At 71.5% G+C, this 21,712-nt stretch carries 19 protein-coding genes; 13 read left to right on the top strand and 6 right to left on the bottom strand.

Annotation, left to right across the window (positions count from 1 at the left end):
• The first annotated feature begins 212 nt into the window (after window positions 1-212).
• The 9 genes from OOK34_RS33185 to pssA all read left to right on the top strand — a co-directional run bounded on the left by OOK34_RS33185 (window position 213) and on the right by pssA (window position 11,247).
• The gene (locus OOK34_RS33185; protein ID WP_267037878.1) at window positions 213-2,018 is read left to right on the top strand and encodes a 3-hydroxyacyl-CoA dehydrogenase family protein; all 1,806 of its coding nucleotides are present in this window, start codon (window positions 213-215) and stop codon (window positions 2,016-2,018) included.
• 163 nt (window positions 2,019-2,181) lie between these two features.
• Entirely contained in the window at window positions 2,182-3,000 is an 819-nt protein-coding gene (locus OOK34_RS33180) for a TetR family transcriptional regulator (RefSeq protein ID WP_267037877.1), read from the top strand.
• 403 nt (window positions 3,001-3,403) lie between these two features.
• Window positions 3,404-4,741: a crotonyl-CoA carboxylase/reductase gene (gene ccrA / locus OOK34_RS33175; protein WP_267037876.1), complete on the top strand. Its 1,338-nt coding sequence runs from the start codon at window positions 3,404-3,406 to the stop codon at window positions 4,739-4,741.
• 31 nt (window positions 4,742-4,772) lie between these two features.
• Window positions 4,773-6,842: a protein meaA gene (locus OOK34_RS33170; protein WP_267037875.1), complete on the top strand. Its 2,070-nt coding sequence runs from the start codon at window positions 4,773-4,775 to the stop codon at window positions 6,840-6,842.
• On the top strand, window positions 6,839-7,831 hold the full coding sequence (locus tag OOK34_RS33165; RefSeq protein ID WP_267037874.1) for a CoA ester lyase: 993 nt from the start codon (window positions 6,839-6,841) through the stop codon (window positions 7,829-7,831). The genes OOK34_RS33170 and OOK34_RS33165 overlap by 4 nt, the downstream gene beginning before the upstream one ends.
• A gap of 5 nt (window positions 7,832-7,836) precedes the next feature.
• Window positions 7,837-8,349: a MaoC family dehydratase gene (locus OOK34_RS33160; RefSeq protein WP_267037873.1), complete on the top strand. Its 513-nt coding sequence runs from the start codon at window positions 7,837-7,839 to the stop codon at window positions 8,347-8,349.
• Window positions 8,350-8,351: 2 nt separating this feature from the next.
• Entirely contained in the window at window positions 8,352-9,557 is a 1,206-nt protein-coding gene (locus OOK34_RS33155; RefSeq protein WP_267037872.1) for an acyl-CoA dehydrogenase family protein, read from the top strand.
• Between the two features lie 186 nt (window positions 9,558-9,743).
• Window positions 9,744-10,400 carry a phosphatidylserine decarboxylase gene (locus OOK34_RS33150; RefSeq protein WP_125603019.1) on the top strand — a complete coding sequence of 219 codons (657 nt, stop codon included), beginning with the start codon at window positions 9,744-9,746 and terminating at the stop codon, window positions 10,398-10,400.
• The gene (pssA, locus tag OOK34_RS33145; protein ID WP_185911220.1) at window positions 10,387-11,247 is read left to right on the top strand and encodes a CDP-diacylglycerol--serine O-phosphatidyltransferase; all 861 of its coding nucleotides are present in this window, start codon (window positions 10,387-10,389) and stop codon (window positions 11,245-11,247) included. The genes OOK34_RS33150 and pssA overlap by 14 nt, the downstream gene beginning before the upstream one ends.
• An 89-nt stretch (window positions 11,248-11,336) precedes the next feature.
• On the opposite strand, the gene OOK34_RS33140 is transcribed toward pssA, so the two are convergent.
• The gene (locus OOK34_RS33140; RefSeq protein ID WP_267037871.1) at window positions 11,337-12,290 is read right to left on the bottom strand and encodes a hypothetical protein; all 954 of its coding nucleotides are present in this window, start codon (window positions 12,288-12,290) and stop codon (window positions 11,337-11,339) included.
• A 205-nt stretch (window positions 12,291-12,495) separates the two neighbouring features.
• Between OOK34_RS33140 and OOK34_RS33135 the strand changes: the two genes are divergently transcribed.
• A complete protein-coding gene (locus OOK34_RS33135; protein ID WP_267037870.1) occupies window positions 12,496-13,986 on the top strand; it encodes an AlkA N-terminal domain-containing protein in 1,491 nt (496 codons plus the stop codon).
• The gene (locus OOK34_RS33130) at window positions 13,983-14,474 is read left to right on the top strand and encodes a methylated-DNA--[protein]-cysteine S-methyltransferase (RefSeq protein ID WP_267037869.1); all 492 of its coding nucleotides are present in this window, start codon (window positions 13,983-13,985) and stop codon (window positions 14,472-14,474) included. Before OOK34_RS33135 ends, OOK34_RS33130 begins: the two co-directional genes overlap by 4 nt.
• A gap of 32 nt (window positions 14,475-14,506) precedes the next feature.
• Here OOK34_RS33130 and OOK34_RS33125 read toward each other — a convergent pair whose 3' ends face one another.
• Entirely contained in the window at window positions 14,507-14,689 is a 183-nt protein-coding gene (locus OOK34_RS33125) for a hypothetical protein (RefSeq protein WP_267037868.1), read from the bottom strand.
• 182 nt (window positions 14,690-14,871) lie between these two features.
• Between OOK34_RS33125 and OOK34_RS33120 the strand changes: the two genes are divergently transcribed.
• The gene (locus OOK34_RS33120) at window positions 14,872-17,127 is read left to right on the top strand and encodes an NACHT domain-containing NTPase (protein ID WP_267037867.1); all 2,256 of its coding nucleotides are present in this window, start codon (window positions 14,872-14,874) and stop codon (window positions 17,125-17,127) included.
• Between the two features lies 1 nt (window position 17,128).
• Here the strand turns inward: OOK34_RS33120 and OOK34_RS33115 are convergent, their stop codons facing one another.
• From OOK34_RS33115 to OOK34_RS33105, 3 genes are read right to left on the bottom strand one after another with little or no spacing between them, the layout of a single operon-like run.
• Complete coding sequence (locus OOK34_RS33115; protein WP_267037866.1) at window positions 17,129-17,557, bottom strand: hypothetical protein; 429 nt, start codon at window positions 17,555-17,557, stop codon at window positions 17,129-17,131.
• Window positions 17,558-17,617: 60 nt separating this feature from the next.
• Entirely contained in the window at window positions 17,618-18,118 is a 501-nt protein-coding gene (locus OOK34_RS33110; RefSeq protein ID WP_267037865.1) for an NUDIX hydrolase, read from the bottom strand.
• A gap of 52 nt (window positions 18,119-18,170) precedes the next feature.
• Window positions 18,171-19,889 (bottom strand): BCCT family transporter, encoded by a 1,719-nt coding sequence (locus tag OOK34_RS33105; protein WP_267037864.1) that lies wholly within the window; start codon window positions 19,887-19,889, stop codon window positions 18,171-18,173.
• 143 nt (window positions 19,890-20,032) lie between these two features.
• On the opposite strand from OOK34_RS33105, the gene OOK34_RS33100 reads away from it, so the two are divergent.
• Window positions 20,033-21,181: a glycerate kinase gene (locus OOK34_RS33100; protein WP_267037863.1), complete on the top strand. Its 1,149-nt coding sequence runs from the start codon at window positions 20,033-20,035 to the stop codon at window positions 21,179-21,181.
• A gap of 202 nt (window positions 21,182-21,383) precedes the next feature.
• Here OOK34_RS33100 and OOK34_RS33095 read toward each other — a convergent pair.
• A partial coding sequence (locus tag OOK34_RS33095) for a TetR/AcrR family transcriptional regulator C-terminal domain-containing protein (RefSeq protein WP_267037862.1) occupies window positions 21,384-21,712 on the bottom strand: 329 nt, incomplete at its 5' end.

The raw sequence follows: 21,712 nt of genomic DNA, 5'->3' as shown, positions 1-21,712 counted from the left end.
ACGCAGCCGCCCCGTGCCAGTCGGTTCGTTTCTTCACCCGTACGGCAGGACCCCGGGACAGGGTTCCGCCGTTTCCGCCCGCCGCGCCCCGCTCCCTCTCCGGGCGCGTCCGCGGGCCTCCTTCCGCACGGCTCTCCTCTTCCGTACGGCATCCGCGCGCTGTGCGGCGCGCGCTCCCCTCAGTCGTCACCCTCATCCACTGGAGTCCCGCGATGGACCTTCCGTCCACGTCCAGTCAGTCCTCCTCCCTGCGCACCATCGCCGTCGTCGGCCTCGGCACGATGGGCACCGGCATCGCCGAGGTCCTCGCCCGGGCCGGCCGCGAGGTGATCGGCATCGACATCAGCGAGGCCGCCACCCGCCGGGCCGCCGGGGCCCTCGCGGCCGCCACGGCCCGCTCGGTCGCCAAGTACAAGCTCACCGAGGAGGAGCGCGAGGCGGTCCTCGCCCGCTTCCGCACCTTCACCGACCTCGGCGCCGCCGCCGAGGCCGACCTCGTCATCGAGGTGGTGCCGGAGGACTACGAGCTCAAGCACCGGGTCCTCGGCGAGCTCGACGCGATCGTCCGGCCCGACGCCGTCCTGGCCACCGGGACCAACGCCCTCTCGGTGACCCGGCTCGCCGCCGAGTCCCTGCACCCCGAGCGGGTCCTGGGCATGCACTTCTTCAACCCGGCTCCGGCGATGAAGCTCGTCGAGATCGTCTCCAGCGTGCTGACCGCGCCGACCGCCGTCGAGGCGGTCACCGGGCTGGCGCGGGAGCTCGGCAAGCAGCCCGTCGCGGTCGGCGACCGGCCCGGCTTCGTCGCCGACGGCCTGCTCTTCGGCTACCTCAACCAGGCCGCCGCGATGTACGAGGCCAAGTACGCCTCCCGCGAGGACATCGACGCGGCGATGAAGCTCGGCTGCGGCCTGCCGATGGGCCCGCTGGCCCTGCTCGACCTGGTCGGCGTGGACACCGCGCGCACCGTGCTGGAGGCCATGTACGCCTCCTCGGGCGACCGGCTGCACGCCCCGGCCCCGATCCTGGGCCAGCTCGTCGAGGCCGGCCTGACCGGCCAGAAGGCCGGCCGCGGGTTCTACACGTACGAGGCCCCGGGCAGCCCGGTGACCGTCCGGGACCTGCAGACCCCGCTGGACGGGTCCCTGCTCGGCGCGGGCCGCCCGGTCTCCTCGGTCGGCGTGGCCGGCTCCGGGACCATGGCGAGCGGTATCGCCCAGGTCTTCGCGCAGGCCGGCTACGACGTGGTCCTGGCCGCCCGCAGCGAGGAGAAGGCCGAGGCCGCGAAGGCCGCGATCGGGAAGTCCCTGGGCCGTGCGGTGTCCAAGGGCCGACTGACCGAGGAGGCCGCCGCGCAGACCCTGGACCGGATCACTCCGGCCGGGTCGCTGGAGGCCTTCGCCGACGTGGACCTGGCGGTCGAGGCCGTCGCCGAGGACCTGGCGGTCAAGCAGCAGCTCTTCGCGGGCCTGGACAAGGTCTGCAAGCCGGGCGCGGTGCTGGCCACCACCACCTCCTCGCTGCCGGTGATCGCCGTCGCGCGGGCCACCTCGCGTCCGCAGGACGTGGTCGGCATGCACTTCTTCAACCCGGCGCCCGCCATGAAGCTGGTCGAGGTGGTCCGGACCGTCCTGACGGCCGACGACGCGCACGCCACGGTCCGCGAGGTCTGCGCGAAGGTGCGCAAGCACCCGGTGGACTGCGGGGACCGGGCCGGCTTCATCGTGAACGCGCTGCTGTTCCCGTACCTGAACAACGCGATCAAGATGGTCGAGCAGCACTACGCGGGCATCGACGACATCGACGCCGCGATGAAGCTGGGCGGCGGCTACCCGATGGGGCCCTTCGAGCTCCTCGACGTGGTCGGCCTGGACGTGTCGCTCGCCATCGAGAAGGTCCTCCACCAGGAGTTCCGCGACCCGGGTCTGGCCCCGTCCCCGCTGCTGGAGCACCTGGTGGCGGCGGGCTGCCTGGGCCGGAAGACCGGCCGCGGATTCCGTGAGTACGCCCGCCGGTAAGCCGACGGGCCCTGAGCAGGATGCGTGGGGAGGGCTGCTCGGGTCCGCCGGACCCTCACGGCGGACATACCCTCCCGAGCCCAGTGCGGGCCCTCCCCCGCATCCACCCCCCTCACACCCCCCTCCGGCGCGCGCGCCTGCGCGAATGAAGTACTTTCGCTCTATGTCCCAGCCCGCCAAGACCTCGCCCCGCGCCTCCTCGGCCGCCGACCCCCAGGAGAGCGCGGCCGGCACCCGGGCGGCCGCCCAGCGGCTCAAGATGCGCCGCGAGCTGGCCACCGCGGCCATGGAGCTGTTCGCGACCAAGGGGTACGAGGCCACGACGGTCGACGAGATCGCCGCGACCGCCGGGGTGGCTCGCCGGACCTTCTTCCGGCACTTCCGCTCCAAGGAAGAGGCGATCTTCCCGGACCACGACGACACCCTGACCCGGGCCGAGGCGGTCCTGGAGGTGGCCCCGGCGCACGAGCACCCGCTCGACACGGTGTGCCGGGGGATCAAGGAAGTCATGAAGATGTACGCCGCCTCGCCGGCGGTGTCGGTGGAGCGCTACCGCCTCACCCGCGAGGTGCCGGCGCTGCGGGAGCGGGAGATCGCCTCGGTGGCCCGCTACGAGCGGCTCTTCACCCGCTACCTGCTGGCGCACTTCGACGAGACCGACCACCACGACGGCAACGACGACCCGCTGCTGGCCGAGGTGGCCGCCTCCGCGGTGGTGACCGCCCACAACCACGTGCTGCGGCGCTGGCTGCGGGCGGGGGGCCAGGGGGACGTGGAGGCGCAGCTGGACCACGCCTTCTCCATCGTCCGCAAGACCTTCGGCTCCGGGATCGGCGCCGGCCGCACGCTGGGGGCCACTGCCGAGGCCCCGAAGGCGGCGGTGCGCACGGAGGGCGAGGTACTGGTCGCGGTGGCCCGTACGGACGCTCCGCTCGACGAGGTCATGCGAACCATCGAAGAGGCGCTCAAGAACAAGCAGTAGTCCTCGAGAACAACTGGCAGTAACGGACGTCACAGCGGCCGCTCCCGTTCCGGGGGCGGCCGTTTTGTTTGTCCGAGTTGCCCCTACTCGCTAGTAACTCTGATCGATCATCGCTCATCTGCGCAGGTCAATCGGCAAGTGAGAGAAAGTTCTGGCACCGAGTGCCTTGCCGAGTGACACGGGGTGCCATACGTTGAATCCCGTCCGGATGTCCCCGCGGCCCACGCCCACTCGGTACGGAACGCGCCCCGGATGCCTGCGTCACCAGGCCCCGCTCGCCCCACCACAGGCGCGCCCGCACCACCGCTCCGCCGAACCGACGGCAACCCGCAGCACCACACACGTACCGCGCACCCGCGCATCCCTCAGCGCACCCTCATCAGCGCTTGCCGGAGGCTATACCGTGAAGGACATCCTGGACGCGATTCAGTCGCAGTCCGCCACCGCCGCAGACTTCGCGGCGCTGCCGCTGCCCGACTCGTACCGCGCGATCACCGTGCACAAGGACGAGACGGAGATGTTCGCGGGGCTCACCACCCGCGAGAAGGACCCGCGCAAGTCCCTGCACCTGGACCAGGTCCCGGTTCCGGAGCTCGGCCCGGGCGAGGCCCTGGTGGCCGTCATGGCCTCCTCGGTCAACTACAACTCGGTGTGGACCTCGATCTTCGAGCCGATGTCCACCTTCGGCTTCCTGGAGCGCTACGGGCGCCTGTCGGAGCTCACCAAGCGCCACGACCTCCCGTACCACATCATCGGCTCCGACCTCGCGGGCGTCGTGCTGCGCACCGGCCCCGGCGTCAACTCCTGGAAGCCGGGCGACGAGGTCGTCGCGCACTGCCTGTCGGTCGAACTGGAGTCCTCCGACGGCCACAACGACACGATGCTCGACCCCGAGCAGCGCATCTGGGGCTTCGAGACCAACTTCGGCGGCCTGGCGGAGATCGCCCTCGTCAAGTCCAACCAGCTGATGCCCAAGCCCGGCCACCTCAGCTGGGAGGAGGCCGCCTCCCCCGGTCTGGTCAACTCCACCGCGTACCGCCAGCTGGTCTCCCGCAACGGCGCCGGCATGAAGCAGGGCGACAACGTCCTGATCTGGGGCGCCAGCGGCGGCCTCGGCTCCTACGCCACCCAGTTCGCGCTGGCCGGCGGGGCCAACCCGATCTGTGTCGTCTCCAGCGAGCAGAAGGCCGACATCTGCCGGAAGATGGGCGCGACCGCGATCATCGACCGCAGCGCCGAGGGCTACAAGTTCTGGAAGGACGAGCACACCCAGGACCCCAAGGAGTGGAAGCGCTTCGGCAAGCGCATCCGCGAGCTGACCGGCGGCGAGGACGTGGACATCGTCTTCGAGCACCCGGGCCGCGAGACCTTCGGCGCCTCCGTGTACGTCACCCGCAAGGGCGGCACGATCGTCACCTGCGCCTCGACCTCGGGCTACAACCACGAGTACGACAACCGCTACCTGTGGATGTCGCTCAAGAAGATCGTCGGCTCGCACTTCGCGAACTACCGCGAGGCGTGGGAGGCCAACCGCCTGGTCGCCAAGGGCAAGATCCACCCCACCCTGTCGAAGGTCTACTCCCTGGAGCAGACCGGCCAGGCGGCGTACGACGTCCACCGCAACCTCCACCAGGGCAAGGTCGGCGTCCTCGCGCTGGCCCCCGAGGAGGGCCTGGGCGTCCGCGACCACGAGATGCGCGCGACGCACCTCGACGCGATCAACCGCTTCCGCAACGTCTGAGTCCGCTCAAAGGCCATAAGGATCGCCTGAGATGACAGAGCGCCAGAAGGACCGTCCGTGGCTCATGCGGACGTACGCCGGCCACTCCACGGCCGAGGCGTCCAACGAGCTGTACCGCCGCAACCTCGCCAAGGGCCAGACCGGCCTGTCGGTCGCGTTCGACCTCCCGACGCAGACCGGCTACGACCCCGACCACATCCTCGCCCGCGGCGAGGTGGGCCGGGTCGGGGTCCCGGTCTCCCATCTGGGCGACATGCGGCGGCTGTTCCAGGACATACCCCTGGAACAGATGAACACCTCGATGACGATCAACGCCACCGCCATGTGGCTGCTGGCGCTCTACCAGGTGGCCGCCGAGGAGCAGGGAGCGGACATCTCCCAGCTCCAGGGCACCACCCAGAACGACATCGTCAAGGAGTACCTCTCGCGCGGGACGCACGTCTTCCCGCCCGGGCCCTCGCTCCGCCTGACGACGGACATGATCGCGTACACGGTCAGCCACATCCCGAAGTGGAACCCGATCAACATCTGCTCGTACCACCTCCAGGAGGCGGGGGCCACCCCGGTCCAGGAGATCTCGTACGCGATGTCCACCGCGATCGCCGTGCTGGACTCGGTGCGCGACTCGGGCCAGGTTCCGCCGGAACGTTTCGGTGAGGTGGTCGCCCGTATCTCCTTCTTCGTGAACGCGGGCGTCCGCTTCGTCGAGGAGATGTGCAAGATGCGCGCCTTCGGCCGCATCTGGGACAAGGTCACGCGCGAACGCTACGGCATCGAGAACGACAAGCAGCGCCGCTTCCGCTACGGCGTCCAGGTCAACTCCCTCGGCCTGACCGAGGCGCAGCCGGAGAACAACGTCCAGCGGATCGTGCTGGAGATGCTGGCCGTCACCCTCTCCAAGGACGCCCGGGCCCGCGCCGTGCAGCTGCCCGCCTGGAACGAGGCGCTGGGTCTGCCCCGGCCCTGGGACCAGCAGTGGTCGCTGCGCATCCAGCAGGTCCTCGCCCACGAGAGCGACCTGCTGGAGTACGAGGACATCTTCGCCGGATCCCACGTCATCGAGGCCAAGGTCGACTCCCTGGTCGCCGACTGCCTGGCCGAGATCGACCGGATCCAGGAGATGGGCGGCGCGATGGCCGCCGTCGAGTCCGGCTACCTGAAGTCCCAGCTGGTCTCCTCGCACGCCGAGCGCCGTGCCCGGATCGAGTCCGGCGAGGACAAGATCGTCGGGGTGAACTGCTTCCAGCAGACGGAGGAGAACCCGCTCACCGCCGACCTCGACGGCGCCATCATGACCGTCGACGCCGCGGTGGAGGCGCTCACCGTCGAGCGCATCGGCCGCTGGCGGGCCGAGCGGCAGGAGTCCTCGGAACGGCAGGGGAACGGCGATCCCTTCGTCTTCCCCACCACCCAGCAGGCCCTGGAGCGCCTCAAGGAGGCCGCGGCCGGGACCGAGAACCTGATGGAGGCCACCCTGGAGTGCGCCCGGGCCGGTGTCACCACCGGCGAGTGGTCGAGCGCGCTGCGCGAGGTCTTCGGCGAGTTCCGCGCCCCGACCGGGGTCTCCTCGGCCCCGGTCGCGGTCACCGCCGAGGAGGGCACGCCGATGGCCCTGGTCCGCGAGAAGGTCGCCCGCACGGCGGACGAGCTGGGCTCCGGCCGGCTGCGCCTGCTGGTCGGCAAGCCGGGCCTGGACGGGCACTCCAACGGTGCCGAGCAGATCGCCGTCCGCGCCCGCGACGCCGGCTTCGAGGTGGTCTACCAGGGCATCCGGCTGACACCCGAGGAGATCTCCTCCGCGGCTCTGGCCGAGGACGTGCACTGCGTGGGACTGTCCATCCTGTCCGGTTCGCACTGCGCGCTCGTCCCGGACGTCCTGGAACGCCTGCGCACGGCGGGGGCGGGCGACATCCCCGTCATCGTCGGAGGCATCATTCCCAACGCCGACGCAGTGACGCTGAAGGCCGCCGGGGTGGCCGCCGTGTTCACCCCCAAGGACTTCGGCATCACGGAGATCATCGGCCGTATCGTCGACGAGATCCGCAAGGCCAACAAGCTCCACCCTCTCAACATCGCTGAAAGCACGGAGGTCCCCGCATGACCACGCCCTCTTCCCCGGTCAACCGGCTCCGGCCGCGCCGCTCCTGCCTCGCGGTGCCGGGCTCGAACCCGCGGTTCCTGGAGAAGGCCCAGGGTCTGCCGGCCGACCAGGTCTTCCTGGACCTGGAGGACGCCTGCGCCCCGCTCGCCAAGGAAGGCGCCCGCCACACGATCGTGGACGCGCTGAACAACGGCGACTGGACGGGCAAGACCCGGGTCGTGCGCGTCAACGACTGGACCACGCACTGGACGTACCGCGATGTCATCACGGTCGTCGAGGGCGCGGGCCAGAACCTCGACTGCATCATGCTGCCGAAGGTCCAGGACGCCCAGCAGGTCGTGGCCCTGGACCTCCTGCTGACCCAGATCGAGAAGACCATGGGCTTCGAGGTCGGCAAGATCGGCATCGAGGCGCAGATCGAGAACGCCAAGGGCCTGGTCAACGTCGACGAGATCGCCGCCGCCTCGCCCCGGCTGGAGACCATCATCTTCGGCCCGGCCGACTTCATGGCCTCGATCAACATGAAGTCCCTGGTCGTGGGCATGCAGCCGCCCGGCTACCCGGCGGACGCCTACCACTACATCCTGATGCGGATCCTGATGGCGGCCCGCATGCACAACCTCCAGGCGATCGACGGCCCCTTCCTCCAGATCCGCGACGTGGACGCCTACCGCGAGGTCGCCGGGCGCGCCGCGGCCCTCGGCTTCGACGGCAAGTGGGTGCTGCACCCGGGCCAGGTCGACGCGGCCAACGAGGTCTTCTCCCCCTCGCAGGAGGACTACGACCACTCCGAGCTGATCCTCGACGCCTACGACTGGTGCACCTCGGAGGCCGGCGGCAAGAAGGGCTCCGCGATGCTCGGCGACGAGATGATCGACGAGGCCAGCCGCAAGATGGCCCTGGTCATCGCCGGCAAGGGCCGGGCCGCGGGCATGCAGCGCACCACCAAGTTCGAACACCCCTCGACCGAGAAGACGGCGGAGGCCTGAGCAGCATGCAGTTCGGACGCACTTACGAAGAGTTCGAGGTCGGGGCGGTCTACAAGCACTGGCCCGGAAAGACGGTCACGGAGTACGACGACCACCTCTTCTGTCTGCTGACCATGAACCACCACCCGCTCCACATGGACAGCAACTACGCGGAGAACACGACCGACTTCGGCAAGAACGTGGTCGTGGGCAACTACATCTACTCGCTGCTGCTCGGCATGTCCGTGCCGGACGTCTCCGGGAAGGCCATCGCCAACCTGGAGATCGAGTCCCTGCGGCACGTGGCGCCGACCTTCCACGGCGACACGCTCTACGGCGAGACCACGGTCCTGGACAAGACCCCGTCGAAGTCCAAGGACGACCGCGGGATCGTCTACGTGGAGACCAAGGGCTACAAGCAGGACGGCACCCTCGTCTGCGTCTTCCGGCGCAAGGTGATGGTCCCGACCGAGACGTACATCAAGGCGCGCGGCGGCGAGCAGCCCGGCCGGCCTCAGCTGAAGGAACAGGGGAAGTAGCCATGGCACGACTCGCCCAGACCGCCGGGCTCACGGACGTCCAGCGGGAGATCCTCAAGACCGTCCGGGAGTTCGTCGACAAGGAGATCATCCCGGTCGCGACCGAGCTGGAGCACCGCGACGAGTACCCGCAGCAGATCGTCGACGGCCTCAAGGAGCTCGGGCTCTTCGGCCTGATGATTCCCGAGGAGTACGGCGGTCTGGGTGAGTCGCTGCTCACCTACGCGCTGTGCGTCGAGGAGATAGCGCGCGGCTGGATGTCCGTTTCGGGCATCATCAACACCCACTTCATCGTGGCGTACATGCTCAAGCAGCACGGCACGCAGGAGCAGAAGGACTACTTCCTTCCGCGGATGGCCCTGGGCGAGGTGCGCGGCGCGTTCTCGATGTCCGAGCCGGGCCTGGGCTCCGACGTGTCGGCCATCACGTCCAAGGCGGTGAAGGACGGGGACGAGTACGTCCTGAACGGCCAGAAGATGTGGCTGACGAACGGCGGCTCCTCGACCCTGGTGGCCGTTCTGGTCCGGAGTGACGAAGGACACCCCGAGGGCACGGCGCCCCACAAGTCGATGACCACCTTCCTCGTCGAGAAGGAGCCGGGCTTCGGTGAGGTCCGTCCGGGCCTGACCATCCCGGGCAAGATCGACAAGATGGGCTACAAGGGCGTCGACACGACCGAGCTCATCATGGACGGACTGCGCATTCCGGCCGATCGGGTCCTCGGAGGCCAGACGGGCCGAGGATTTTACCAAATGATGGACGGCGTCGAGGTCGGCCGCGTCAACGTGGCGGCACGTGGCTGCGGTGTCGCACAGCGTGCGTTCGAGCTGGGTGTCTCGTATGCCCAGCAACGTCACACTTTCGGCAAGGCGATCGCCGAGCACCAGGCCATCCAGTTCAAGCTGGCCGAGATGGCTACCAAGGTCGAAGCCGCCCATGCGATGATGGTGAACGCGGCACGCAAAAAGGACTCTGGGGAACGAAACGACCTGGAAGCCGGGATGGCGAAGTACCTCGCGTCCGAATACTGCAAGGAGGTCGTCGAGGATGCCTTCCGCATCCACGGCGGCTACGGCTTCTCGAAGGAGTACGAGATCGAGCGCCTCTACCGCGAGGCGCCGATGCTGCTGATCGGTGAAGGAACCGCCGAGATCCAGAAAATGATCATCGGGCGACGCCTGCTCGAGGAGTACCGACTCCAGGGCTGAATGTCCCTTTTGCGGTGGATCATCCGATGATCCACCGCGGAAGGGTCACTGGCAGTCACTGGCTGACGGCCATCGACTCGGCTTCTGGCTTGCCCAGTTGTTGCGCGCAACCGATAGCATTCCAGTAAAGCCGCCGTCCCGTCCCCCCGTTTGCGGCGCGGCAATCACCCGCTACGAAGGTCATCCATGCCCCACAGCCAAACCTCTGCACACCGCGACAGCCTTACCGGCGTACGCCTCGCGCGCGGAGCATCGCCGTGGCTTCTGCCGACCGTCGCCACCGCGGCGCTCAGCCTCACCCGGGCCCGCAAGTCCGGACGCTGGGCCGCGGCGGCCGTGCCCGCCACCGCTCTCGCGGCGGGCATGCTGTGGTTCTTCCGCGACCCCGAGCGTGAGATCGCCCAGGGCCGTGTCATCTCGCCCGCCGACGGTGTGGTGCAGAGCATCATGCCGTGGAAGGACGGGCGTACCCGCGTCGCGATCTTCATGAGCCCGCTGAACGTCCACGTCAACCGCGCGCCCCTCGCGGGCACGGTGACGTCCGTGGAGCACATCCCCGGCGGGTTCGTCCCGGCGTTCAACAAGGAGAGCGAGAACAACGAGCGCGTTGTCTGGCACTTCGACACCGAGCTCGGCGACATCGAGATGGTGCAGATCGCCGGCGCCGTCGCGCGTCGCATCGTCCCGTACCTGCCGGCCGGCACCAAGGTGGAGCAGGGCGAACGCATCGGTCTGATCCGCTTCGGCTCGCGCGTCGACATCTACCTCCCGGAGGGCGTCGAGGTCGCGGTCGAGGTCGGTCAGGCCACCACCGCGGGGGTGACCCGAATTGACCGTGACTGACCCCGAGACTCCTGCCACCGGCTGGGTTCCCGAGTCCGCCGAGGAGGAGTCCGCCGAGGACGACATGCCGCTCTCGCTGCGGCTGTCGATAGCGGACACCCTCACCCTCGGCAACGCGACCTGCGGATTCATGGCGGTGTACTTCACCACCACCGGAATCCTCATCCCGCACCTCACCGGCAGCGGCGAGTCGGGCATGGCCCGGCACAGCGCGGCGACCGCGGTGATACTGATGCTGCTCGCGGCGGTCTTCGACCTCTTCGACGGCATCGTGGCCCGCAAGCTGCGCAGCTCGCCGATGGGCGCCGAGCTGGACAACCTGTCCGACCTGATCAGCTTCGGGCTGGCGCCGGCGTACTTCGTGCTGGTCTACGGCATGGTCGCCGACGACGCGCACCAGAAGATGTCGGCGCTGGCGGCCATCGTGGTGCTGCTGGCCGTGGTCCTGCGCCTCGCGAGATTCAGCTGCGTGACGATGAAGGACGGCATGTTCCAGGGCATGCCGAGCCCCTTCGGGGCGCTGACGGTCGTCTCCATCGTGCTGCTGGAGCTGCCGTTCGTCCCGACCCTGCTGGCGATCATCGGGGTGGCCTGGCTGATGGTGAGCCGGGTCGAGTACCCCAAGCCGCGGGGTGTCCTCGCGGCGGCGATGCTGAGCTGGATCGTCGGTGCGATGGGCCTGCTGGCGGCCTGGGCCTTCGACGCCCCGGGCGGCCAGCTGCTGCTCCAGACGGGCTGCGCGCTGCAGATCGCTCTCGCGGCGACCATCCCGCTGTTCGCGACGACCCGTCGCGCGAACACGTTCCGCCACAACCGGCGCGAGGCGCGCGCGGCGCAGCTGCCGTAACGCTGCCGCTCGGCTGTACACGACGAAGGCCCCGGGTGCCCCAGGCACCCGGGGCCTTCGCCTTTCCGACGCGCCGCCGGGCCGGGCTGTCAGGCCTGGGTGGGGGTGGGGCGGCGGGGGGTCAGGCGGAGGAGGGCGAAGACGAGCAGGCCGGTGAGTACGAGGCCCAGGGCGAAGCCGGTGACCTGCCATGTCACGGCGTGCGGGTAGGAGTACCGGACCCAGCAGCGGTCGCCGCAGCCCCGGGTCCCCTCCCGCCGTCCGGGCATCGTGTGGATGGCCAGCATCAGAGCGACAGCGAGCGGGGCCGCCACCGCGCCGGTCAGCAGCCAGTGCGGGACGGCGCGGAGCCCGGACGCGCTGGCGGCCCGGGCGGCGGCGAAGAACGCCCCGACGGCCAGCACGGGCACCGCGAGACCGAGACAGGCGGCGAAGGCGTGACCGCCGCCCGGCCAGTGCAGGGCGGCGGCGCGCCACCAGTCGGCCGCGTACAGGCTGCCCAGCGTCGCGAAGGCGGCCAGTCCCAGCAGCATGGCGGCGACCGTGCCACCGGGCATGCGGTCGGCCGACCGGACACCCGCCGGTGCGGTCTCCCCGGCGCGCATCCGCCGGTCGGAACGCCATCGGGCCAGCAGCCCCGGTTCCCCGCGGAGGCCCGGTGCCACCAGCAGCCGGGGCCGGTTGAACAGGACGACGGCCGGTACGAGCACCACCTGCCCGAACGCCATGAGCCCCAACGCGGTGGCCGGAATCCCGATGCCCGCCGCGGCGGACAGCTCGACCCCGAGCATCGGCAGCGCCCCGCGCGCACCCAGGCCGAGGGCGAGGACCCAGACGCCGCCGAGGATGACGGGCACGGCCCGGTTGATGCCCTGCCGCAGGGCGGGTCCGGCGGACACCCCCCAGGGCAGGGACCAGGACACCCAGTCCAGGTCCGGCCGGCTTGCGAGGCCGGCCCCGCGCCAGTGCCGGCGCAGCAGTACCAGGGAGGCTCCGAGGAACAGGAGCCAGATGGCGGTCCAGACGATGGCCTCGGGTCTCACACGGGGTCCTTCCGGGTCGTTTCCGGCGTCGATATCGGGCTGTTTCAGGCCATGGACAGGGCGGGTGGCCGAAATACTGCCATGCCCCGGCCGGGGGCCGCACCGTGCCCCGGTACGGCGGGCCCGCGGCCCGGCCCCCGGCCCCGCTACGCTTGATGTCGGAAAACCGCCAGCCCGGCGTGATCCTGACCGGGATCCTGGAGCCATGTACACCGACACCGACCGCTGCGTCAGGGCCGTGCAGTCGAAGGACGCCCGGTTCGACGGGTGGTTCTTCACCGCGGTCCGGACGACCGGCATCTACTGCCGGCCCAGCTGCCCGGCCGTGCCGCCCAAGGTCGAGAACATGAGCTTCCTGCCCAGTGCCGCCGCCTGCCAGCAGGCCGGGTACCGGGCCTGCAAGCGGTGCCGGCCGGATACGAGCCCCGGCTCCCCCGAGTGGAACGCACGGGCCGATGCCGTCGCCCGCGCCATGCGGCTGATCCAGGACGGGGTCGTGGACCGCGAAGGGGTGCCGGGGCTCGCCACGCGGCTGGGGTACTCCACCCGCCAGGTGGAGCGGCAGCTCGGCGCCGAGCTGGGGGCCGGTCCGCTCGCACTGGCCCGGGCCCAGCGGGCCCAGACCGCCCGGCTGCTCATCGAGACCTCCGAGCTCCCCATGGGCGACGTCGCCTTCGCGGCCGGCTTCTCCTCCATCCGGACCTTCAACGAGACGGTGCGCGAGGTCTTCGCCCTCACCCCGGGCGAGATGCGCTCGCGCGCGGCGCGGGCCGGGCGGCGCGAACCCCGGATCCCCGGGACGATCAGCCTGCGCCTGCCCTACCGGGCCCCGCTCAACCCGAGCAACCTCTTCGGGCACCTCGCCGCGACCGCCGTCCCCGGGGTCGAGGAATGGCGTGACGGGGCCTACCGCCGCACGCTGCGGCTCCCGTACGGCTCCGGGATCGTGGCCCTCACCCCCGGCCCCGACCACATCGGCTGCCGGCTCGCCCTGACCGACCTGCGGGACCTGACCATCGCCATCAGCCGCTGCCGGTGGATGCTCGACCTGGACGCCGACCCCGAGGCCGTCGACGGCCAGCTGCGCACCGACCCGCTGCTGGCCCCGCTCGTGGACAAGGCTCCCGGGCGCCGGGTTCCCCGTACGGTCGACGCGGCGGAGTTCGCCGTACGAGCCGTCCTCGGGCAGCAGGTGTCCACCGCGGCCGCCCGGACGCACGCGGCCCGGCTCGTGGCCGCGTACGGGGAGCCCGTCGAGGATCCCCAGGGCGGGCTGACCCACCTCTTCCCCTCCCCGCAGGCGCTGGCCGACCTCGACCCCGAGCAGCTGTCGATGCCGCGCAGCCGCCGCAGCACGCTCACCACCCTGGTCACGGCCCTGGCCGACGGTTCGCTGCCGCTCGGCATCGACAGCGACTGGGAGGCGGCCCGCGCCCGGCTGGCCGCGCTGCCGGGCTTCGGGCCGTGGACCACCGAGATCATCGCCATGCGGGCGCTGGGCGACCCCGACGCCTTCCTCCCGTCCGACCTGGGCGTCCGCCGGGCGGCCCAGGGGCTGGGGCTGCCGTCCACGCCCGCCGCACTGACCGCCCGCGCGGGCGGCTGGCGGCCCTGGCGCGCGTACGCCGTCCAGTACCTGTGGGCCACCGACGACCACCCGATCAACCACCTGCCCGAACAAGGAGCACAGCCGTGAGCAGCAAGCAGCACACCGTCGTCGACAGCCCCTACGGCCCGCTCACCCTCGTCGCCACCGACGGCGTCCTCAGCGGCCTGTACATGACCGGCCAGCGGCACCGGCCGGCCGAGGAGTCCTTCGGCGAACGGGTCGCGGACGGCGAGGAGCCCTTCCCCGAGGTGCGGCGGCAGCTGGCCGCGTACTTCGCCGGCGAGCTCACCGAGTTCACCGTCCCGGTCCGGCTGGAGGGCACCGCCTTCCAGCGCAGCGTCTGGGAGCAGCTGGTCCGGATCCCGTACGGACAGACGTGGTCGTACGGGCGGCTCGCGGCGGAACTCGGCAAGCCGAACGCCTCGCGCGCGGTGGGCCTGGCCAACGGGAAGAACCCGGTCGGCATCATCGTGCCCTGCCACCGGGTGATCGGCGCCTCGGGCTCGATGACCGGCTACGGCGGCGGCATCGAGCGCAAGGTGCGGCTGCTGGAGTTCGAGAGCGCGGGGAACTGACCTGACGTCACCTCCCCGCGGGACGCGGCACCTCAGGTACGGGGCCCCCGGCGGAGCAGCACCTTGAGGGTCTCGCGGGCGTCGCTGCGCCGCTTCGGTGAGCGGGCGAGTACGGAGACCATCGCGGTGGCGGTGACCGCGATGGCGTAGAGCGCGGCCCCGATGCTGGCGACCTCGCCTCCCCCGTGCAGCAGGTTCAGTACGGTGGTGTTCACGGCAGGAGCCTTCCTCTGGGCGCCACACCGGCGGGACCGGGTGGCTGGTGCCGCCGATCCAGGCGGTCCGGAGGTCTGCGGGAATCCGCTGCGGCCGCTGCGGCATCTGTCTAGGCTGGTCGGAGCGGGGGCAGATGCTTTCCGGAGCCGTTCCGGTCCGGACCGGGGGAAGGTGCCGGCGGGTGACGGCAGGGGACGGCGGGACGGCAGCGGAGCGAAGCTTCTTCGAGGCGCTGACCGGGCTGTACGAGGCGGCCGGCCGGCCGGACCATGCGGTGGTCATCCGTCAGGCCGGGCGTCAGCGGCCGGCGGTGAAGCTCGACACGAGCAGCCTGAACAATTGGTTCCGCGGCATCACGGTCCCCTCCGACGGGCCCGCCTTCGCGTTCCTGACGGCGTACCTGCTGGGCCGGGCCGGGCCCGGCACGCCCGTGGAGCGGGAGGCCCGGCGGCTGAGCGGGCTGCGGCACGCCGCGCAGGAGGCGCGCCGACCGCGGACGTCGCGCCCGGAGGCCTCACCCGCGCTGCGGGCTTATCTGAGAGCGGCCGGCCGGGCCGCCTTGGAGCACCCTCATCCGGGGATCGGACGGGGAGCGGTTCCTTCTCTCGCCGACGTCTACCTGGTCCAGCGGGGCCTGTCCGGCACGGAGGTCGCACTGTCGCCGGAGGCCGTCCTTTCGGGCGGCAGCCGCGTCGTCGTCGCCGGGCCGGGAGGCGGCAAGTCCAGCCTGCTGCGCGAGGTCCTGGGCGCCGGTGTCCGCCGCTCCGGCCGGGACGCGCCGGTGCCCGTCCTGCTGCCGGCCGCGGCGCTGGCCGGTGCGCGCCGGCTGCCGCAGGCCGTGGCGGAGTACTGCGACCGGGATCTGGTCAGGTTCGGCCTGGGCGCGGAGCTGCGGCCGGACCTGTTCGCCACCCACCCCCGCCCCGGGATCCCGTGGCTGCTGCTGGTGGATGGCCTCGACGAGATCGTCGATCCCGCTCTGCGCAGGACGGTCCTGTCCGCGGTGCGGCACACGGTGGGCGAGGACCCGTCGCTGTACCGGTTCGTCGTGGCGACGCGCCCCCTGCCCGCGCACGAGTTCGACGTACTGGGGAAGGACGTGCCGCGCCACGAACTCCAACCCTTCGCCGCCTCCGAGCTTCCCACCTTCGCCAGGCGTTGGTTCGAAGGGGTCGAATGCCGGAGCGCGGCCGACCGGGTGGACGCGTTCGTCGCGGCGGTCGGACTGGCCCGCCTGACCGACCTGGCCCGCACCCCCCTGATGGCCGCCCTCCTCTGCCAGCTGTTCGAGGCGCAGCCGGGCGAGCGACTGCCGGTCACTCGCGGTGCGGTCTACCGGCGGTTCGTCGACCTCCTGTGGGAGCGCCAGTTCGACGCCGATCTGCGGGGGCGGCTCGAAGCGGCCCTGGGGGTGTACGGGCCCGGGCTCGCGGAACCGACGATCCGGCGCGTACCCGCCCTGATCGAACGGCTGGCCGCGGAACGCCTCGGGGGGAACACCGGTCCGGCGGTGGCGGTGCTGGACGCCGAGTGCCCCGATCCAGTGCCGAGGACGGTCTGGCGGGCGGTCCTCCACGACGTCCTGCGGAGCAGCGGTCTGCTGGTCGAACAGGCGGGTGACTTCGTCTTCCTGCACCAGACCGTCCTCGAGTACCTGGCTTCCTGCCACGCGGCGGGTGACCGGCAGTCGTGTGCGCGGGTACTCGAAGGGCTCTTCGGCGGGCGCGGGTTCCGGCACGCCGTGCGCAGAATTCTGCTGAGGCTGCTGAGGCTGCTGAGATGGAGTGAATGGGACCTCGACCCCGACGCCGAGTCCTTTGTCGGTTTCCTCCTCGACCACGCGCGGGAACTCGGGATCGATGTCGGCGGGGCACTGGACCGTGAGGTCCGGATGAGCGGCACGGAGGGCGATCTGTTCGTCGCTCGGCAGATGCTGCTCGGCACGTTCGTGGACCCGGACACTGCCGCCGCCGCCACCGTACGTCTCGTGGCCGCGACCCGCCGGCGCCGCACGCCCGGTGACCAGCGTGTGCTGGCGGCGGAGATGCTGATCAGGCTGGGCGACGAGCGGGGCATCGATGCCCTTGCCGCCATCGCCGACAACCCGTCGGTCCTGGACGTCCCCGACTCGTCGGAGAACCCGCCGCTCTTCGGCCCTCAGGGAGAACCGCGCAGCCCTACTTACCACGAGAACATCGCCTGGCTCCGGCAGGTGAGACGGCGCCTCGGGGGTGTGGTCGCGGCCCTCGCGAGGGTGGTGTACGACCCCTCCTTCGACGGCCCCACCCGGGTGCGGGCGGCGCGGGCGATGGCCCGTGTGCGCTGGGAAGGCGACCGGGGAGGCCTCGAAGCCCTGGCCGGCGACACCACGCTGGACGCCCGTACGCGGGAGGAGGCGGCCCGGGCCCTGGCCGAGCTGCCCGGTGCCGCCGGGTAGGTCAGATCACGACGAGCGGGACGAGCAGGGCGAAGCCGGCGCCGGCTTCGACGGCGTAGGCGTAGAGGGAGGGGTGCTGGACGGGGGCGGCGAGCAGGACCACGCTGTGCTGGGTGGCGGCGGCCTTGACCCAGTCGTCGTCGGCGCCGAGGCGGCCCTGGTACCAGCCCTCGCAGGCGCCGGGGCCGGTGACGGCGAGTACGTCGTCCTCGCGGCGGTAGAAGGCCTGCCAGCCCTCGGCGGGCGCGGACCAGCCCTCGAAGTCCTCGAAGGGGGCCCAGCCGCCCTCGCGTATCGCGGTGTCGAACAGCCAGACCGGCATCCCCTCGGGGGAGACCTCGCCGCCCGACTGCTCGTCGGTGGTGAAGTGGACCATGGGGAGGGCGTCGGGCCCGTCGGCCGTGCTCGGCCAGGCGTACATCGTGATCATCTGTTGATTCTGCCCTGGTCGGAGGAGTCCAAGTACGGGGGTCTGGCGGTGTCTTGCGGGTCAGGCGGAGGCAGGCCGCCGGCCGTTCTCCAGTTCCAGGGTGCCCTCGCCCGACTCCAGGGCGCGGTACGCCTCCTGGGTGCGCAGGCCGAGCGCTCCGGGGAGGTGGCCGGTGAGTTCACCGGGCTCGACGAGCTTCCAGGAGAGCAGCTCCTCCTCCTGGAGGGTGACGGAGGCGAGCTGTCCGGCGTCGAGCACACCGCCGTCGTAGAGGTAGGCCACCAGCGGCGGGCGGTCCGGGCCCAGGGTCCAGTCGACGGCGAGGAGCCGGCCCAGCGGGACGTCGATGCCGATCTCCTCGGCGCTCTCGCGCCGGGCGGCCGTCCGGGGGGACTCGCCCCGGTCCGATTCGACGGTGCCGCCCGGCAGGGCCCAGCCCTCGCGGTAGTTGGGCTCGACGAGCAGCACGCGGCCCTCGGCATCGCGGAAGAGGGCGGCCGCGCCGGCCAGCACCCGGGGCAGGCTCGCGATGTAGGTGGCGTAGTCATCCGTGGTGGTCACGCGGCCACCCTAACCGGCGGCCCGGGCCGCCGTACCGGCTGGGCCCGCACGATCACACCTGCGGGTTGCCGCCGTCCTCGCGGTCCCGTCCCCGGGATTCGGCGACGCGGCGCAGCCGGGGGTGGCGGGCCGGGCCCTGCTCGGTGATGGCGTCGCCGACCATGGCCTTGACGGCGTCCCGCAGCCCGTGGAGGGCCGGGTGGCGGGCGGGACCCGCGCCGGGGTCCTCGCGCAGTTCCCTCAGCAGCGCCCAGCACAGCAGCAGCATGACGATCACGAAGGGCAGGGCGACCAGGATGGTGGCGGTCTGGAGGGACTTCAGGCCGCCCGCGACGAGGAGTACGGCGGCCACGGCGGCCATCAGCACGCCCCAGGTGACGACGAGCCAGGTGGGCGGGTGCAGTGAGCCGCGGCTGGTGAGCGAGCCCATGACCAGGGAGGCCGAGTCGGCGCTGGTGACGAAGTACGTCATGACCAGGGCCATGGCCACCCAGGAGGTGAGGCCGCCGAGCGGGAGCGCGTCGAGCATCGCGAAGAGCGAGGCCTCCGCGCCCTCCTTGGCCTTGGCTGCGAGGTCGGCGGCGCCGGTGGAGTCGAGGCGGATGGCGGTGCCGCCCATGACGCAGAACCAGACGACGGTGGCCCCGCTGGGGACCAGCAGGACGCCGATGAGGAACTCGCGGATGGTGCGGCCGCGCGAGATGCGGGCGATGAAGGTGCCGACGAAGGGGGCCCAGGAGAGCCACCAGGCCCAGTAGAAGATCGTCCACGCGCCGAGCCACGCGCTGTCGGTGAAGGCGCCCGTGCGGGAGGCCATGGGCAGCAGTTCGTGCAGGTAGCTGCCGACGCTGGCCGGGATCACGTCGAGGATGTAGACGGTCGGGCCGAGGACGAAGACGAAGAGCATCAGGGCGGCGGCGAGCACGATGTTGATGGTGCTGAGCCATTTGACGCCCTTGTGCAGGCCGGAGAAGGCCGACAGGACGAAGGCGGCCGAGAGCGAGGCGATGATGACCAGCTCGACGCCGGTGGAGTCCTCGATGCCGGTGGTGAGGTTCAGGCCCTTGGAGACCTGGAGGGCGCCGAGGCCGAGGCTGGTCGCGGTGCCGAAGACGGTGGCGAACACGGCGAGCAGGTCGATGGCCTTGCCGGGCCATCCGTTCGCCCGTTCCTCGCCCATGAGCGGGACGAAGGCGGAGCTGAGGCGGTTGCCGCGGCCCTTGCGGAAGGTCGCGTAGGCGAGGGCGAGGCCGGCGATGCCGTAGATCGCCCAGGGGGTGAGCGTCCAGTGGAAGAAGGAGTAGTCCAGGGCGGCGCGGGCGGCGTCCCCCGTGCCGGGAGCGGCGCCGCTGGCGGGGGGCGGGTTCAGGTAGTGGGTGAGCGGCTCGCCCACCCCGTAGAACATCAGGCCGATGCCCATGCCGGCGCTGAACATCATCGCGATCCACGCCAGGTTCGTGAACTCGGGTTCGGAGTCGTCGGCGCCGAGCCGGATCCGGCCGAAGCGGCTGATCGCGAGGACCACGCACAGGACGAGGAAGACGTCGGCGGCGATCACGAACAGCCAGGCGAAGTTGTTCAGCACCCAGGCCAGGGCGGTACTGGAGGCCGTGTCGAAGGAGCCCTTGCCCAGGGCCGCCCAGGCGACGACGGCGAGTACGGCGATCACTCCCACGGTGACGACGGCGCGGTCGGGAGTGCCGTCCCCGGGGCCGCCGGTCCCCCCGTCGGGGGTATCCGGACCTGACTGTTCCAGTGATTCCGCGCTCATGCGGCCACACTATGCAGGCGTATATCCGTATTTAGGCGCATGGCGCGCCGCGTGTGGCCCAGGCCACTCGTGGGCATAGGAGGATCCTCCGGATAAGCTCATGGTGGCGCGACTGCACTGTTCGATAGCAAGGGATTAGCAAGGTGACGGACGGAGCAGTAACTGAGGCCGCGCGCGTGCTCATCGCCGCGGACAAATTCAAGGGTTCGCTCACGGCCGTTCAGGTCGCCGAGCGGGTGACGGCCGGCCTTCGCAAGGCCGTACCGGGCGTGGAGATCGAGACCCTCCCCGTCGCGGACGGCGGCGACGGTACGGTCGCGGCCGCCGTGGCGGCCGGTTTCGAACGCCGGGAGGTACGGGTCACCGGCCCCCTCGGCGACCAGGTCACGGCCGCTTTCGCGCTGCGCGAGGGCACCGCCGTGGTCGAGATGGCGGAGGCCTCCGGGCTCCAGCTGCTGCCGACGGGCACCTTCGCCCCGCTGACGGCGACCACGTACGGCTCCGGCGAGGTGCTGAAGGCCGCGCTGGACGCGGGCGCGCGCTCGATCGTCTTCGGTGTGGGCGGCAGTGCCACCACCGACGGCGGCGCGGGCATGCTGGCCGCGCTGGGCGCGGTGTTCCTGGACGCGAACGGCGAACCGGTCGGCCCGGGCGGCGGCCCGCTGGCCTCCCTGGCCTCGGCGGACCTGTCCGGGATCGACCCCCGCTTCGCGGAGGTGGACTTCGTCCTGGCCAGCGACGTGGACAACCCGCTGACCGGCCCGAAGGGCTGCGCTGCGGTGTACGGCCCGCAGAAGGGCGCTTCGCCCGAGGACGTGGCCACGCTCGACGCGGCCCTGGCGCACTTCGCGGTGGTGCTGGAGAAGTCGATCGGCGCGAAGGCGGCCGAGTGCGCGGTGCTGCCGGGCGCGGGCGGCGCGGGCGGCATCGGCTACGGGGCGCTGCTGCTCGGCGCGACGTTCCGGCCCGGTATCGAGCTGATGCTGGAGGTGCTGGGCTTCGCCCCGGCGCTGGAGCGGGCCACGCTGGTCATCACCGGTGAGGGCTCCCTGGACGAGCAGACCCTGCACGGCAAGGCCCCGGCGGGTGTCGCGGCCGCCGCGCGCGCCGCGGGCAAGCCGGTCGTGGCGGTCTGCGGCCGGCTGCTGCTGGGCCAGGAGGCCCTGGAGGCGGCGGGCATCCGCAAGGCGTACCCGCTGACGGACCTGGAGCCGGACCCGGCGAAGTCCATCCCGAACGCCGGCCCCCTGCTGGAGCGGGTCGCGCAGAACATCGCCGCCGAGGTGCTCTGACCCCGGCAGGCCCGAGGCCGTCTCTTTCGGATCTGGCCGGTTAAGCCCGCGTTTCCCCCAGCTACCGCTGGGAGGTGCCCCCAGGTGCCGTGCATCGCAAGGCGGAGAGGCTCCCGATTACTGGACGTCCTCGGGTGCCTCGACAACGCGGCGAGGTGCGGTGCCGGGCGGCGCGGGTCAGGCCAGATCCGGAAGAGACGGCCTAGGCCCGGCACCCCCACGACGGGGGGTGGCGGGCCTCTGCCGTGTCCGGGGCCGGGGCTGCCGCTGCGCGGGGCGCGGCGGGCGCCACGCGGGTGGCGAGGCCGTCCAGGAAGGCCGCCAGGCCGAAGCGGAACAGGGACTCCGGGGACAGCGCGGAGCCCCCTCGGGCGGCGGCGAAGGCCGGGAAGGCGCCGCCGTCCACCAGGGCCGCCAGGCGGGCCTCCTGGGCCCGCATCCAGTCCTCCCCGCTCACCCCGCTGGAGCGGGCCGCCTCGTACTCCGGTTCCAGGTCCACCGCGTGGCCCCGGACGTAGCCGAAGAGGGTCA

Origin of the sequence: Streptomyces sp. NBC_00091, from assembly GCF_026343185.1 — a bacterium.
GTDB lineage: Bacteria > Actinomycetota > Actinomycetes > Streptomycetales > Streptomycetaceae > Streptomyces.
The sequence above is the reverse complement of the archived record's forward strand: the minus strand, read 5'-3'. Positions and strand labels throughout refer to the sequence as shown.

Bases quoted from the DNA above. Each gene is read 5' to 3' on its own strand.
- OOK34_RS33185 (WP_267037878.1), top strand. From the start codon at position 213: ATGGACCTTCCGTCCACGTCCAGTCAGTCCTCCTCCCTGCGCACCATC.
- OOK34_RS33180 (WP_267037877.1), top strand. From the start codon at position 2,182: ATGTCCCAGCCCGCCAAGACCTCGCCCCGCGCCTCCTCGGCCGCCGAC.
- OOK34_RS33170 (WP_267037875.1), top strand. From the start codon at position 4,773: ATGACAGAGCGCCAGAAGGACCGTCCGTGGCTCATGCGGACGTACGCC.
- OOK34_RS33165 (WP_267037874.1), top strand. From the start codon at position 6,839: ATGACCACGCCCTCTTCCCCGGTCAACCGGCTCCGGCCGCGCCGCTCC.
- OOK34_RS33160 (WP_267037873.1), top strand. From the start codon at position 7,837: ATGCAGTTCGGACGCACTTACGAAGAGTTCGAGGTCGGGGCGGTCTAC.
- OOK34_RS33155 (WP_267037872.1), top strand. From the start codon at position 8,352: ATGGCACGACTCGCCCAGACCGCCGGGCTCACGGACGTCCAGCGGGAG.
- OOK34_RS33150 (WP_125603019.1), top strand. From the start codon at position 9,744: ATGCCCCACAGCCAAACCTCTGCACACCGCGACAGCCTTACCGGCGTA.
- OOK34_RS33135 (WP_267037870.1), top strand. From the start codon at position 12,496: ATGTACACCGACACCGACCGCTGCGTCAGGGCCGTGCAGTCGAAGGAC.
- OOK34_RS33115 (WP_267037866.1), bottom strand. From the start codon at position 17,557: ATGATCACGATGTACGCCTGGCCGAGCACGGCCGACGGGCCCGACGCC.
- OOK34_RS33105 (WP_267037864.1), bottom strand. From the start codon at position 19,889: ATGAGCGCGGAATCACTGGAACAGTCAGGTCCGGATACCCCCGACGGG.